At 63.4% G+C, this 13265-nt stretch carries 14 protein-coding genes; 7 read left to right on the forward strand and 7 right to left on the reverse strand.

Translation table 11 applies throughout. The features are described from left to right. Window positions 1-472 precede the first annotated feature (472 nt). Together ACI3KW_RS20650 and ACI3KW_RS20655 are read left to right on the forward strand one after the other, a co-directional pair. Entirely contained in the window at window positions 473-2449 is a 1977-nt protein-coding gene (locus ACI3KW_RS20650) for a bifunctional 2',3'-cyclic-nucleotide 2'-phosphodiesterase/3'-nucleotidase (protein ID WP_404849651.1), read from the forward strand. A gap of 272 nt (window positions 2450-2721) precedes the next feature. After that, window positions 2722-3255, forward strand: coding sequence for a GNAT family N-acetyltransferase (locus ACI3KW_RS20655; RefSeq protein ID WP_404849652.1), 534 nt, complete (start codon window positions 2722-2724; stop codon window positions 3253-3255). Between the two features lie 11 nt (window positions 3256-3266). On the opposite strand, the gene ACI3KW_RS20660 is transcribed toward ACI3KW_RS20655, so the two are convergent. Beyond that, the gene (locus tag ACI3KW_RS20660; protein WP_390888775.1) at window positions 3267-3722 is read right to left on the reverse strand and encodes a transcriptional regulator, SarA/Rot family; all 456 of its coding nucleotides are present in this window, start codon (window positions 3720-3722) and stop codon (window positions 3267-3269) included. Window positions 3723-3812: 90 nt separating this feature from the next. On the opposite strand from ACI3KW_RS20660, the gene ACI3KW_RS20665 reads away from it, so the two are divergent. Further along, window positions 3813-4241 carry an organic hydroperoxide resistance protein gene (locus tag ACI3KW_RS20665; protein WP_262166567.1) on the forward strand — a complete coding sequence of 143 codons (429 nt, stop codon included), beginning with the start codon at window positions 3813-3815 and terminating at the stop codon, window positions 4239-4241. Between the two features lie 61 nt (window positions 4242-4302). On the opposite strand, the gene ACI3KW_RS20670 is transcribed toward ACI3KW_RS20665, so the two are convergent. Beyond that, a complete protein-coding gene (locus ACI3KW_RS20670; RefSeq protein WP_404849653.1) occupies window positions 4303-5529 on the reverse strand; it encodes an MFS transporter in 1227 nt (408 codons plus the stop codon). A gap of 251 nt (window positions 5530-5780) precedes the next feature. Here ACI3KW_RS20670 and ACI3KW_RS20675 point away from each other — a divergent pair, with 251 nt between their 5' ends. Beyond that, window positions 5781-6533, forward strand: a complete 753-nt coding sequence (locus tag ACI3KW_RS20675) for an ABC transporter ATP-binding protein (RefSeq protein ID WP_404849654.1) — start codon at window positions 5781-5783, stop codon at window positions 6531-6533. Continuing rightward, window positions 6530-8062: a permease gene (locus ACI3KW_RS20680; protein WP_404849655.1), complete on the forward strand. Its 1533-nt coding sequence runs from the start codon at window positions 6530-6532 to the stop codon at window positions 8060-8062. The genes ACI3KW_RS20675 and ACI3KW_RS20680 overlap by 4 nt, the downstream gene beginning before the upstream one ends. Window positions 8063-8068: 6 nt before the next feature. On the opposite strand, the gene ACI3KW_RS20685 is transcribed toward ACI3KW_RS20680, so the two are convergent. Then, on the reverse strand, window positions 8069-9253 hold the full coding sequence (locus tag ACI3KW_RS20685; RefSeq protein ID WP_404849656.1) for an MFS transporter: 1185 nt from the start codon (window positions 9251-9253) through the stop codon (window positions 8069-8071). Window positions 9254-9365: 112 nt separating this feature from the next. Between ACI3KW_RS20685 and ACI3KW_RS20690 the strand changes: the two genes are divergently transcribed. Continuing rightward, the gene (locus ACI3KW_RS20690; protein WP_404849657.1) at window positions 9366-9704 is read left to right on the forward strand and encodes an ArsR/SmtB family transcription factor; all 339 of its coding nucleotides are present in this window, start codon (window positions 9366-9368) and stop codon (window positions 9702-9704) included. Between the two features lie 57 nt (window positions 9705-9761). Then, window positions 9762-10229, forward strand: a complete 468-nt coding sequence (locus ACI3KW_RS20695; protein WP_404849658.1) for a GNAT family N-acetyltransferase — start codon at window positions 9762-9764, stop codon at window positions 10227-10229. A 2-nt stretch (window positions 10230-10231) separates the two neighbouring features. Here the strand turns inward: ACI3KW_RS20695 and ACI3KW_RS20700 are convergent, their stop codons facing one another. From ACI3KW_RS20700 to ACI3KW_RS20715, 4 genes are read right to left on the reverse strand one after another with little or no spacing between them, the layout of a single operon-like run. Further along, window positions 10232-11068: an aldo/keto reductase gene (locus tag ACI3KW_RS20700; RefSeq protein WP_404849659.1), complete on the reverse strand. Its 837-nt coding sequence runs from the start codon at window positions 11066-11068 to the stop codon at window positions 10232-10234. Between the two features lie 18 nt (window positions 11069-11086). After that, window positions 11087-11260 (reverse strand): DUF1328 family protein, encoded by a 174-nt coding sequence (locus ACI3KW_RS20705; protein ID WP_404849660.1) that lies wholly within the window; start codon window positions 11258-11260, stop codon window positions 11087-11089. A gap of 59 nt (window positions 11261-11319) precedes the next feature. Continuing rightward, window positions 11320-11592 carry a DUF2277 domain-containing protein gene (locus ACI3KW_RS20710; RefSeq protein WP_404849661.1) on the reverse strand — a complete coding sequence of 91 codons (273 nt, stop codon included), beginning with the start codon at window positions 11590-11592 and terminating at the stop codon, window positions 11320-11322. 52 nt (window positions 11593-11644) lie between these two features. Further along, window positions 11645-12949, reverse strand: a complete 1305-nt coding sequence (locus ACI3KW_RS20715) for an autotransporter outer membrane beta-barrel domain-containing protein (RefSeq protein ID WP_404849662.1) — start codon at window positions 12947-12949, stop codon at window positions 11645-11647. Window positions 12950-13265: the final 316 nt, after the last annotated feature.

Here is a 13265-nt window from a genome sequence, read left to right on the forward strand (position 1 = left end):
GGGGGCGCCTGTCCAGTGGGGTTGGAAACTCGGCAGCCGGACCTGCAAGAATGGTACCGCCTGAACCGGACCCTGCACAAAAGCGGATCGTGACGGGCGGCCTTTGGCTCCCCTAGACTAAACTGGCTCGAGTCAAAGGCCGCCCGTTACCGTGCAACCGCGACGCCTCAGGGCCGGGCGGCGTTTTCGGCTGTCCAGCAGCGGCATTTGGCAACGGGCTTTGCTGACAATTGCCAGCCTCCAAACCACCTCCAAAAATTCCTTACCCGCCCCACCGTCATAAATTGACCAACCGGTCAAAGTTTCCTAGCTTGGCCGCCGTCCTGTCATGGCAACGTCACCTGCCAGCGGCATGAGCATGCCCACCCGGCTGTGCCGGTTCGCAAATTCGCCGGACCACTCCGGCTGCGCGGGAGCCAGCAGCCCCCGAGCTGATTTCAGTTCATCAGTGAATGCCCAAGGGAGACGGATAATGAATTTCCTGCCAAGACTGTCGCGACGCACATTCCTCGCCGGTTCGGCGAGTCTGGGGGCCATGGCCGCGATGCATCCTTTTGCCACCAGTGCCCAGGCCAATCAGGCCCATCTGCGCATCATGGAAACCACCGACTTGCACGTCGCCGTGTTCGCCTACGATTACTATGCCGATGCCCCCAATGACACGATGGGCCTGGCGCGTACTGCCTCCATCATCGAAGCGATCCGCGCCGAAGCGGGCAATTCCATGCTGATCGACAATGGCGACATCATCCAGGGCAATCCGATGGGCGATTACATCGCCTATGAAAAGGGCCTGGACGGCAATGTGCACCCCATCATCGCCGCCATGAACACCCTGGGCTATGAAGCCGCCACCCTGGGCAATCACGAATTCAATTATGGCCTCGAATATCTCGACAAGGCCCTAGCCGGCGCCACCTTCCCCTTCGTTTCGGCCAATCTGGTCAAGGGTGAACTGGCCGCCGATGCGCTCAGCGACACCACCTATATCAAGCCCTATCTGATCGTCGAAAAACAGTTGGTCGACGGCTCGGGCGCCACCAAGACCATCAAGGTCGGCCTGATCGGCTTCCTGCCGCCTCAGATCATGACCTGGGACGCCACCCACCTCACCGGCAAGGTCAGCACCCGCGATATCGTGGAAACCGCGACCGCTTATGTGCCCAAGATGAAGCAGGAAGGCGCCGATATCATCATCGCCCTCTCCCATTCCGGCATCGCCCCCGACCAGACCAATGGCGCCGAAAACGCCTCGCTCCAGCTTGCCGCCATTGACGGCATCGACGTCGTCCTCACCGGCCACCAGCATCTGGTCTTCCCCGGCCCCGATTATGAAGGCGTCGAAGGCGCCGATATCGCCGCCGGCACGCTCAACGGCAAGCCCGCCGTCATGGCCGGCTTCTGGGGCAGCCATATGGGCCTGATCGATCTGCTGCTCGAGCAGGACGCCGACGGCAAATGGACGATCGCCTCCCACACCTCCGAAGCCCGCCCGATTTCCGAGCGCGTCGAGGGCAAGGTCCACGCTCTAGTCGAAAACGAAGCCGAAGTCTCCGCCGCCGCCCAGGCCGATCACGACGAAACCCTCGAATATATCCGCCGCCCCGTGGGCGAAACCGCCGCCCCGCTCTATTCCTACTTTGCCCTCGTGGCCGATGATCCGTCCGTCCAGGTCGTGAGCCAGGCCCAGACCTGGTATATCGAGCAGATGATGAAGGGCACCGAATGGGAAAGCCTGCCGATCCTGTCGGCCGCTGCCCCCTTCAAGGCCGGCGGCCGTGGCGGCCCCGATTATTACACCGACGTCCCCGTCGGCCCCGTCGCCATCAAGAATGTGGCCGATCTCTACCTATATCCCAACACGATCCAGGCCGTGGTCATCACCGGCGCCGATGTGAAGAACTGGCTCGAACGCTCCGCCGGCATTTTTAACCAGATCGAGGCCGGCTCCACCGATGCCGAACTGATCAACCCCGATTTCCCGTCCTACAATTTCGACGTGATCGACGGCGTCACCTATAAGATCGACCTGACCCAGCCCTCCCGCTTCTCCTCGGACGGCAAGGCCGAGCCCAACCCGGACGCCAGCCGCATCGTCGAGCTGATGTATGACGGCAAGCCGATCGATCCGGCCCAGAAGTTCGTCGTCGCCACCAATAATTACCGCGCTGGCGGCGGCGGCACCTTCCCCGGCATCGGCGCCGACGTGATCGTCTTCAAGGGCCCCGATACCAATCGCGACATCATCGTCCGCTACATCGTGGAAAACGGCACCATCGACCCCAAGGCCGACAGCAATTGGTCGCTCGCCCCCATCCCCGGCACCAGCGTCCTCTTCGCCACCGGCCCCAAAGCCGCCAACTATGTCGATGACGTCACCGCGATAAAAATCGAAGCCACCGGCAACACCAATCCCGACGGCTTCGGCATCTACCGCATCACACTGTAGGACCAATCGACATTCAGCTTCCAAAGTCAATTTCGGGAGCCACGATCCACCTCCCTCCCCCTTGAGGGGAGGGATTGAGGGTGGGGGTGTCGGACTATCCACCGGCATAGGGTTCGTGGAGGGCAAACCGAGACGTGTAATGGGGCCTCCCCACCCACAATGTCACGCCTGCGCAGGCAGGGGCCCATCCCGAGATACGGCAACACACCACCAAGTCGATAAGTTATCCCCTCGGTCCTCACGGGGCCATAAGATGCCCACAAGGGGGAGCGATGCCACCAATTCTCAAAACACCGAACCTGACCTTGCGGCCCGCAATCCCCGCCGATGCGGACCGCCGGTTTGAAATTGGCGCCGAGCCTGATGAGAACCTTAGGCTCTATGGCATCCAACCCGAGACCGCCCCGCCCTTCACCCGCGAGCGGGCCGACCTCTGGGTGCAATCACTTATGGAGCACCCCTATGCCTGGCTCATCGAGGGGCTGGACCTCATCGGCACTGCCCGCCTGGATCGCGTTGATCTCGTCGATCGTCGCGCCTCGTTTGCCATTGGCATCTGGAAAACCGAGCATCTCGGAAAGGGCATCGGCACCGAAGCGGCCAGAGCGGTTTTGAACTTCGCCTTCTCCAGCCTAAATCTTCACCGGATTTCCCTGCGCGTTCTGGCCATCAACGAACGTGCCATCAAGTCCTATCAAAAATGCGGCTTCCAAATCGAAGGCTGCGAGCGCGAAACGGCTTTTCTCGATGGAAAGTGGCACGACGACCTGAACATGGGGCTGCTCGAACACGAGTTTCAGTCGTGAACCCCTGCTCCTCACTCAATCCCGTCCAACCGCTCCCGCAGGCTCACCAGCTCGCGCCGCAGCGCATCGGCGCCGTCCATGCTGAGCCCGCTCGCCTTGCCCACAGCCAGCGGAATGCTCTGCGCCTGCTCCCGCAGCGCCCGCCCCGCCTCGGTCAGCAAGACCCGCACCTGCCGCTCGTCCTCGGCATCGCGCCGCCGCTCGACCAGCCCGCGCGCTTCCAGCCGCTTGAGCAACGGGGTGATCGTGCCCGAATCCAGCAACAGCCGTTCCCCCAGCGCCTTGACGGTCAGCCCGTCGCCTTCCCACAGCACCAGGAACACCAGATATTGCGGATAGGTCAGCCCCAGCGCGTCCAGCCGGGGCTTGTAAAATCGCGTGAAGGCATGCCCGGCCGCATAGACGGCAAAGCACAGCATCGAATCCAGCTTGAGCAGGTCCGGTTTCTCGGTCACGCCAGTCTCCATTCCACAACCATTGTTGAGAGTGTATCACGATAAATTAGATTGCGCAAAATTCAATTGCGCGCTATGCATCCTCATCCAAGGAGACCCAAAATGATCAAATCAGCCATCTACACCGCCCACGCCACTTCGACCGGCGGGCGCACCGGCACCAGCGCCACCGATGACGGCCGCCTGTCGATCACCCTCGATACGCCCAAGGAAATGGGCGGCAATGGCGGTCCGGGCACCAATCCGGAACAGCTTTTCGCTGCCGGCTATTCGGCCTGCTTCCTCGGCGCCATCAAGGCCGTCGCCCGCGGCGAAAAGATCAAGGTTCCCGACGAAACCAGCATCAATGCTGCCGTCTCCTTCGGCGAAAACGCCAATGGCATCGGCTTCGGCATCGCCGTTGCGCTGGAAGTCACCATTCCCGGCATGGACCATGAAGCGGCCCTGGCCCTGGTCGAAAAAGCCCACCAGGTCTGCCCCTATTCCAATGCCACGCGCGGCAATATCGAGGTCAAGCTCAGCGTCGCCTGATAACAAACAGCCGCCCGGACCTGCGTCTGGGCGGCTGCAAACTCTTACAATGACGTTAGTTTCAGGCGGCTTCCGCCACCACATCCAGCGGTTCCCAGCGCTGCGTCTTGCGGTCCAGCGCCAGCGAGATGAAGAACAGGATCAGCCCGCCAACGGCCATGATCGCCCCGACCACGCCGGTCGATCCCCAGCCATAACCCGCCGAAATCGCCAACCCGCCCAGCAGCGCCCCCAGCGCATTGGCCATGTTGAACGCCGCATGGTTGAGCGTCGCCGCCAGCGTCTGGCCCTCTGCCGCCACATCCATCAGCCGGGTCTGCAACGCCGTGCCGATGGCCACGGTAAAGCCTACCAGCAGCACGCTGATCGAGGCCGTCAGCCAGAATTGCGCCGTGAACGGAATGATCGCCAGGCTGACAACATTGAAGGCCAGCATGCCGCCAATCGTCGCCATCAGCGCCTTGTCGGCCATATAGGCGCCCAAAATATTGCCCAGCGTCATGCCGACGCCGAACAGCGCCAACACCAGCGGCACCCAGACCATGGGAATACCCGTCACCTCGGTCAGCAGCGGCACCACATAGGTGAACACCGCAAACATCCCGCCGCAGCCAACCGCGCTGATCGCCAGCGTCAGCCACACCTGCGGGCGCTTCAGCGCACTCAATTCACGCAGCGGGCTCGCCCCATCGGCCAACGCCACCATGGGCACAAACCGCGCGATCATCACCAGCGCCAGCACGCCGACAATGCCCACACCGGTAAAGGTCGGCCGCCAACCCATATATTGGCCCAGCCACGTCGCCATCGGCATGCCGACCAGCGTAGCAATGGTCAGCCCCAGCATCACCCGGCCCACGGCGCGGGCGCGATAGCCGACATCGACCATGGAGGCCGCCACCAGCGCGACAATGCCGAAATAGGCGCCATGCGGCAGCCCGCTGACAAAGCGCAGCGCAATCAGCGACAGATAGTCCGGCGCTGCGGCGCTGCCGAAATTGCCCAGCGCAAACAGCGCCATAAGTCCCAGCATCAGCGGCTTGCGCGGCACTTTGGCAAAGAGGATCGCAATCAGCGGCGCCCCCACCACCACGCCAAGCGCATAGGCGCTGATCACATGGCCTGCCTCGGGCTCGGATATCCGCAGATCGCCCGCCAGATTTGGCAACAGGCCCATGATCGCAAATTCACCCGTACCGATGCCGAAGGCGCCAATGGCCATGGCAAAGATCGCAAGCTTGGTGGACAGCGAGCCGAGCCCGACAGAGGGACGGGAAGAATCGGTCACGGCAAATACTCCGGCAGACGCAAGGGCTCGGCGCGCTGGGCCGTTGCCGTCAGCAATGTGGGATGCCCGCAGGCGAGGCTGCGGTTCACCTCGACACTAAAATGTCAGCGCGCCACCCCGCAATGCCGCTTTGTGCAAGGCGGCGTTGCAGCAATCGAGTGTCCAACAAGGATAATCTTTAACGCTGCCGATTCACCGCGAGGAAAGGGCTGGCCGGATAGTCTCTATTCCGGATTTCCCGGAGCGAGCTCATGTCCGTCCCTGCCCTCGCCATCTCCAGCCTCTCCAAACGCTTTGATCGGCCGGTGGTCACCGATTTGGCACTCAATGTCCGGGCGGGCGAATTCTACGCCCTGCTCGGCCCCAATGGCGCGGGCAAAACCACCATTCTGCGCATGGTTGCCGGGCTGCTGCGGCCCGATGAGGGGCAAATCTCCATCTTCGGCATCGATGCCCGCCGTGACCCGATCGCCGCCAAACGCATCGTCGCCTGGGTGTCGGACGAACCCATGGTCTATGACCGGCTCACCCCGCTCGAATATCTCGAATTCGTCGCCGGCCTCTGGCAGATCGACGCCACGACCGCCCGCCAACGCGCCAGTGACCTGATCGACTGGCTGGGCCTGGGCCCACACGCCAATGAACTCTGTGGCGGCTTTTCCAAGGGCATGTTGCAAAAGGTAGCGCTGGCCGGCGCCTTGGTGCACGAGCCAAAACTGATCATTCTCGACGAGCCGCTGACCGGCCTCGATGCCGGTTCGGCCCGGCAGGTCAAGGACGTACTGCTGGGCAAGGTGCGCGACGGCGTCACGGTGATCATGACCACCCATATTCTGGAAGTCGCCGAGCGCATGGCCGAACGCATCGGCGTCATTGCCCAAGGCAAGCTGATTGCCGAGGGCACGCTGGCCGAATTGCGCACCCGCATCGGGCGCGAAACCAGCCTCGAAGAAATCTTCTTAGATCTGGTCGCCCAAGGCGAAGCCGCGGCCGCCGCCGCATGAGCGCCCAACCGGCGACCCTCGCCTGGTTTGCCCGCCACGAGTTGAACCTGGCCTGGCGGGAATGGGTCGCTATGATGACCGGCGGCCGCCGCGCCCGCGGTGTCGGCGTCGCCATCGTCATCGCCGTGGCCTTGCTGCTGTTTCACCTATTGGCCTTTGGCCTCGTCCGCCCCTGGCTGACCCACGGCATTGCACCCGACAAACCAACCCTGGTCATGCTGGTCGGCAGCGGCGCGCTATTCTGGTCGGTCATGCTGTCCCAGGCCCTGGAGGCAGTGACCCGCGTCTACTACGCCCGCTCCGACCTCGACCTCATCCTCTCCTCCCCCGCCTCCTCGCGCCGCCTCTTTGCGGTCCGCACTGGCTCGGTCGCCCTCTCCACCACCCTGCTGGCGGCGCTGCTCGCGAGCCCTCTGATCAATATGCTGACCCTGCTGGATGGCCCCCGCTGGCTGGCCGGCTATGGCGTGCTGGCCGCTGCCGGGGCCCTCGCCACAGCCTTGGCGGTCGGCGCCGCCATCCTGCTGTTCCGCTTTGTCGGCCACAAGCGCGCCCGCCTCGTCGCCCAGATCATCGCGGCCATTGTCGGCGCCGGTTTTGTCATCGGCATTCAGGCCGCCGCCATCCTGCATTATGGCAGCCTCTCCCGTTTCACCCTGTTCCAATCGGCCGATGTCGTCGCCATGGCGCCGGCACTCGACAGCGCCTTCTGGATACCCGCCCGCGCCGCCATGGGCGATCTGCCCGATCTCGCCATCGTCATGGCCGTCGGCTTCGGCGCCCTCGGCATAGTCCTCGCGCTCACTGCCTCAAGCTATGGCCGCCACGCCATTTCGGCCACCGGCCTCAGCCATATTCGCAGCCGCCGCAATCCGCGCGCGGTCAGTTTCCGCCCCGCTTCGCAGCGCCAGGTGTTGCGCCGCAAGGAATGGCGGCTGTTGCAACGCGACCCATGGCTGCTGTCACAAACGCTGATGCAGATCCTTTACCTGCTGCCGCCCGCCCTGATGCTGTGGATCAACTATGGCGACATCGCCGGCGCCAATGTGGTAGTGGTGCCCGTGCTCGTCATGGCCGCCGGGCAATTGGCCGGAGGTCTCGCCTGGCTCGCCATCTCCGGCGAAGACGCCCATGACCTGGTGGTGACGGCCCCGGTTAGCCCCCGCTCGGTCCTGGTCGCCAAGATCGAGGCGGTGCTCATCATCATCGCCGTGATATTGATCCCGCTGATCGCCATGCTGGCGCTGTCGTCGCTCTATATCGCTGCCGTCACCGCCCTCTGCGCGGGGCTGGCGTCGGGCTCGGCCACCGCCATCCAGCTCTGGTTCCGCGTCGTCGCGCGCCGCTCCATGTTTCGCCGCCGCCAGGTCGCCTCCCGCGCCGCCACCCTGTGCGAGGCCTTCGCCTCGATCATGTGGGCTGGCGCAGGCGCGCTTTTGGCCGTGCAATCCGTACTCGCCGCCGCCCCGATCCTGATCGCGATTGCTGTGCTTGGCATCGCCTTGCTACTCAGTCCGAAGCGGCGTTAAGAGGAACTAGCCGAGGCGCGCCATGCTGGGACGTGCCTCATGCCGCCGGATTGCCGACAACCCGATGCCCACCAATGCCAGCGCCGGCAGTGTCGCACCGACCCAACCCAGGTCATTCACCGTGCCGAATTGCAGCACTAGCCCCGCAATCAGCGACCCACTGGCAATGCCCAGATACAGCGCCGAAGCATTGAGCGAGAGCACCAAGGGCGCGCTATTGGGCGCCAGGCCCAGAAGATAGCTCGACTGTGCCGGCGGAAAGGCCCAGCCCGTCGCGCCCCAGGCCAAGATCAGCACGAAGAATGCCGGCCCGATGATGCCGCCCGGCAAATGCGCCACCAGCGAGATCCCCACCAGCATCAAGGCATTCAACGCCGCCGCCGCAATCACCGTCGGCCGCGCGCCGATCCGGTCAGCCAATTGCCCGCCCGCCGCATTGCCAAACGCCGCACCGATGCCAAAAGCCAACAACACCGCCGGCACCAGTTCTGGCGCCAATCCCATCGACCGAGTGGTCACCACCGCAAGATAAATAATGACGGTGAAAGCCCCGGCCAGATTGAGCCAGGTGGTCAGCAATGCGCCGGGAACGCCGGGCAACGCCACCGCCGCAATACGTTGACGCAGGCTCAACTGGGCGCCGCGCAATCCCGCCGGCAGCATGACCCAGATCGAGGCCGCCGCGATAATGCCGAACAGCGCCACCATCCCATAGCTGCCGCGCCATCCAACGAGGCCCGCCACCAGCGCCCCCAGCGGCGCGCCGAACGCCACTGCCATGGTCGTGCCGCCAACGATGACCGAGATAGCCCGCGCCCGGTGATCGGCCGACGAGATCGCCACCCCGGTTGCCTGCGCCGTTGCCGTATAAAGCCCGGCGGCAAAAGCCATCATGATACGGGCCGCCATCAGGTCGAAATAGCCCCGCGAGAATGCCGCGCCAATCGCCCCCAGCGAGAAGACCAGCGCAGTGATCGTCAGGGTCCGGCGCCGATCTGCCGTGCCGGTCAGCGCCGCCAATACGGGCGAGCCGAAGGCATTGGCCAGCGCAAAGGCAATCACCAGATAGCCAGCCTGGGTCAGGCTGACGCCGGTGGAATCGGCGATTTGCGGCAACAGGCTCGGTACGGCAAAGCTCTCGACGCCGATCGCGAACGTGCCAACTGCCAGCCAGATGAGACGGATATCCATGAGCAGCGTCCTTGTCCAAAATTTATTGAACAATTGAACCTCACGGATCATTGTGTCAACTGCTAGTCCAAAGCTTATTGAACAAAACGCCGTCCGGAGCTACATATCAGCCATGTCACCGCCGCATCCCGATGCCGATCAGATCACGCTGTCCACCGTTCTCGCCGCCCTTGGCGATGAAACCCGGTTGGCCATCGTCGGCCATTTATCGCTCTGCGAGAATGTGGGCATGGTCTGCGGTCAATTTCTGGATCTGACCTCCAAGACCAACCTCACCTATCACATTGCCAAGCTGCGCGAGGCCGGTGTGGTCAATGTTACGCCCGAGGGCACGCGCCGCCGCGTCACGCTACGCCGCGCCGATCTCGATGAGCGTTTTCCGGGTTTTCTCGACACCATCATCGCCGCCGCAATCAAGTCGCCCCTCATGGCCTCGGTTTCTGCCGCCTGACTTGCCATCGCGCCGGCAAACTGGTCATTTGCTCCGGCATTTCCCAGAGCGACGACCATGACCGACCTGACCTTTCGCGACGCCACACCCGCCGATATTCCCACCATGCTTAGGCTCAGCCATGCCGGCGATGCCCGTGGCGCCGATACGCCACCGCTCGATCCCGCCACACTGGACGATCCGCGCTATCGCGCTGCCTTTGACGAAATCGTTGCCGACCCCAGGCATCGCCTGGTGGTCGCCGAAAAAGACGGCGAAGTCGTCGGCACCTTGCAGATCAGCTTTTTGCCCGGCCTGCCCAATTTCGGCATGAAGCGGGGCCTGCTGGAAAACGTGCATATCCGCAGCGACCTGCGCGGCGGCGGCCATGGCAGCACCATGGTAAAATGGGCTATCGAGCGCTGCCGCGAGGCCGGCTGCGGCTTGGTCCAGCTGACCTCCAACAAGGTCCGCGTGGACGCCCACCGCTTCTATGAAAAGCTCGGCTTCGCCAAAAGCCACGAAGGCTTCAAGCTCAAGCTGTAGCCCTACCAGATCGCGTTATTGGTCGCCGGATCGCTGCCGATCTTGCCATTGGCGCGGTCCAGCGCCGCGATCTTGGCCATGTCATCCGCATCGAGTTCAAAATCGAACACCTCCGCATTGGCGCGGATGCGGTCGGGATGGACCGATTTTGGAATGACGATCAGCCCCTCCTGGATATGCCAGCGAATGATCGCCTGCGCCGGGCTCTTGCCATGCTTGCTGGCGATTTCGCCAATCGCGGCATTGTCCAGCGCCGCACCACTGCCCAGCGGGCTATAGCTTTCAATGGCGATATTGTGCCGCTTGTGCAGTTCGCGCACGTCGCGCTGCTGGAATTCTGGATGCAGCTCGATCTGGTTGACTGCCGGCGCCACCCCGCTATCGCCAATAATGCGCTCAAGATGCTCGGGCAGGAAATTGGACACCCCGATCGAGCGGATCCGGCCGTCGCGCTGCAATTGCACAAAGGCCTTCCAAGTGTCGGAATATTTGTCCTCCGCCGGCACCGGCCAGTGGATCAGGAACAGGTCCAGATAGTCGAGACCCAGCCGGTCGAGCGACCCCATGAACGACTTGAGCGTCGCATCATATCCCTGGTCGCGCGTGCGCAGCTTGGAGGTGATGAACAGCTCCTCCCGCGCCAGCCCGCTATCCCTGATAGCGGCGCCCACGCCCTGCTCATTGCTATAGCCCTGCGCCGTGTCGATGGAGCGGTATCCCGCCTGCAGCGCCACGGCAATCGCCGCGCCCACTGCGTTATTGGGAATTTGCCAGACGCCAAACCCCAATTGGGGAATGGTTCGGCCGTCATTGAGCGCGATTGTCGGAATACCCGCCATCGTCAAAAATCCTTTGATCTAGAAAATGATTGCCAGGCCCGTCAGCGCCAGCACGACAATGATGGCGATGCCGATCAGCATGATGAAGAAGATGATCTTGGCCAGCGCTGCGGCGCCCGTCGCTATGCCGGTGAACCCCAGCACACCGGCCACCAGGGCGACAACGACGAGAAGAATGAGCAATTGCAGCATGATGAATTCCTTGTGGCAGTCTACGCTCGACAACGCGCCGCCACCACAGGCCGTTCCCGTTAGGTCATGCCGTAGCGCTCCTTGGCCCGCTCCCGCGCCTTGGCCGCGACCACTTCGCGGTCTTTGGGCGGCGCATCGGTATCGAGCGATTTGAGCAGTTTGCGCACCACCGCCTCGATCTCCTCGACCGCAGCGTGGAACGCGGCCTCATTGGCCTTGGAAGGGTGCGTATAGCCCGAAATCTTGCGCACGAATTGCAGCGAGGCATCATGCATTTCGTTACGTGTGGCGGGCGGCTCGAAATTGAACAGGGTTCGAATATTGCGGCACATGGCGTCTCTCCTCATGCCCCAAGGCTGACTCCATCTTGTTCTCGGTGCAAGCCTATCGCAGCGGCACCGTCAGCGTGCCACTCGCATTGAACAGGCGATTATCCGTGCCGATGCCGCCATAGCCCAGCGTGGTTTTCCAACGCATCCCCTCGGGCAACGCGATTTCGACATTGCCTTCCAGTCGCCCTCTCAAGCCTTCAAAGCCATCCGCGCTGTCGCTGCTCAACACCGTCGCGCTGGTATCGAGCCGCAGGCCGGCATTGATGACCACATTGTTTTGCGTCGTCAGCCGATAGGACACGCCCGGCCCGATGGCGAGCCTGCCGCGGCCCAGTTCCTGCCCGAACACCAGATTGCCGGCGCCATCGAGATATGGCGCAACCCGCTCGTCGAAATAGCTGAACCGAGCTTGTGGGCTGAACGTCCACCGCCCCGAAGTCCATTGCCCCAGCAAGGCCGCCGTCATCAGCCACGTGTCTGCCGCAAACCGGCCGTCTATGCCCTGCGCCCGGGTAATCCCGGCCGACGAGCCGCCGCTGCCCATCACGTCGAGATAGACATTGTCGAGCACCCGCATCGTGGCATAGCCCCCGGCCATCCAGCCGCCCCGCACCAGTGCAGAAGCATCGCTCCAGTCCCGGATCATCGTGTCGGCCTCGACAAAGCTGCCGACCAACAAATCCTCGCCCAACACCCGGTCGATACCCAGCGCCGCCACGCCGTACCGGCCCGCCGCCCCCTGCTCCGTCGCCAGTGCAAAAGTGCCGCGCATCCACACGTCCCAGGCATTGCGCTGCTCATTGCCCAATAGCTTTTCAAAAGCGCCCAGCGACGCTGCCACCGGAATGGGTCGTCCGGCTACAATGCCCGGCAGGGCATTCATGAACCGCTGCGGGGAGGCCGCCACCGACACCGCGCCCTTGAGCCGGTCGATGCGATCCTCGCTCGGCGGCAGGCTGGCCAGCAGCAAATCCCCTCGCGCCGGCACCAGGCTCTCAATCAACGCGGCGGCCCGTTCAGGCGCGCTCGTGACGCTGAACGTGCAAACCAGCAACTCGCCCGGGTCGAGCACCAGTTCCGCCGAACCACTGGCCCCGTCGCCCACGCTGTTGTCGTCCGAGCAATCGATCGCCCGCACGCTCATGCCCATGCCACTCAGATCATCAATGCCAATGCGGTAATCTCCCGCCGGCAGGGTGATCGGCAAGCTCTCGGCCATCCCGCCAATACTGGCCAGATGCAGATTGAGCGGCGGCGTCAGCGAGGAAAAGCCGAACATCGCATCGGCGCCGCTGACCCGGATAACCACCAGGCCCGGCTCGCTCGCGGGCTGGGCCAACGCCGGAGCAGCAGCCACCAGAACCAGCCACAAAGCGTTTAGCCCGCGCCGGAAAAGCCGGGCGAGCGAGAATATCCCGCATTGTCTCGCCCGGCATGGTCCGGGCAATCCAGTCATGTGCAATTGCGGTCCTTGCCTGCTCGGCGCCTTGCGCGCGACCGGGCCGGCCACACAGCGCGTCACTGCGTCTGGAGAGCCCCAGGACTGACGCTGGCTCTCCGCTCACCCCTCGGGGCTACAGCCATGGTCGCCCCATTTGGCGTCACGAGCCACCCCGCTGACCGCAAGGGAGTCATGACCTGAGAGGGCAACTGGCCGATTGGGGACAAGCACA

This window comes from Devosia sp. ZW T5_3 (genome assembly GCF_044987315.1).
In the GTDB taxonomy this organism is placed as follows: domain Bacteria; phylum Pseudomonadota; class Alphaproteobacteria; order Rhizobiales; family Devosiaceae; genus Devosia.

What these genes read in the sequence shown, in the direction of transcription:
- ACI3KW_RS20650 (WP_404849651.1), top strand. Translation starts at nt 473, where the DNA reads ATGAATTTCCTGCCAAGACTGTCGCGACGCACATTCCTCGCCGGTTCG.
- ACI3KW_RS20655 (WP_404849652.1), top strand. Translation starts at nt 2,722, where the DNA reads ATGCCACCAATTCTCAAAACACCGAACCTGACCTTGCGGCCCGCAATC.
- ACI3KW_RS20660 (WP_390888775.1), bottom strand. Translation starts at nt 3,722, where the DNA reads ATGGAGACTGGCGTGACCGAGAAACCGGACCTGCTCAAGCTGGATTCG.
- ACI3KW_RS20665 (WP_262166567.1), top strand. Translation starts at nt 3,813, where the DNA reads ATGATCAAATCAGCCATCTACACCGCCCACGCCACTTCGACCGGCGGG.
- ACI3KW_RS20675 (WP_404849654.1), top strand. Translation starts at nt 5,781, where the DNA reads ATGTCCGTCCCTGCCCTCGCCATCTCCAGCCTCTCCAAACGCTTTGAT.
- ACI3KW_RS20680 (WP_404849655.1), top strand. Translation starts at nt 6,530, where the DNA reads ATGAGCGCCCAACCGGCGACCCTCGCCTGGTTTGCCCGCCACGAGTTG.
- ACI3KW_RS20685 (WP_404849656.1), bottom strand. Translation starts at nt 9,253, where the DNA reads ATGGATATCCGTCTCATCTGGCTGGCAGTTGGCACGTTCGCGATCGGC.
- ACI3KW_RS20690 (WP_404849657.1), top strand. Translation starts at nt 9,366, where the DNA reads ATGTCACCGCCGCATCCCGATGCCGATCAGATCACGCTGTCCACCGTT.
- ACI3KW_RS20695 (WP_404849658.1), top strand. Translation starts at nt 9,762, where the DNA reads ATGACCGACCTGACCTTTCGCGACGCCACACCCGCCGATATTCCCACC.
- ACI3KW_RS20700 (WP_404849659.1), bottom strand. Translation starts at nt 11,068, where the DNA reads ATGGCGGGTATTCCGACAATCGCGCTCAATGACGGCCGAACCATTCCC.
- ACI3KW_RS20705 (WP_404849660.1), bottom strand. Translation starts at nt 11,260, where the DNA reads ATGCTGCAATTGCTCATTCTTCTCGTCGTTGTCGCCCTGGTGGCCGGT.
- ACI3KW_RS20710 (WP_404849661.1), bottom strand. Translation starts at nt 11,592, where the DNA reads ATGTGCCGCAATATTCGAACCCTGTTCAATTTCGAGCCGCCCGCCACA.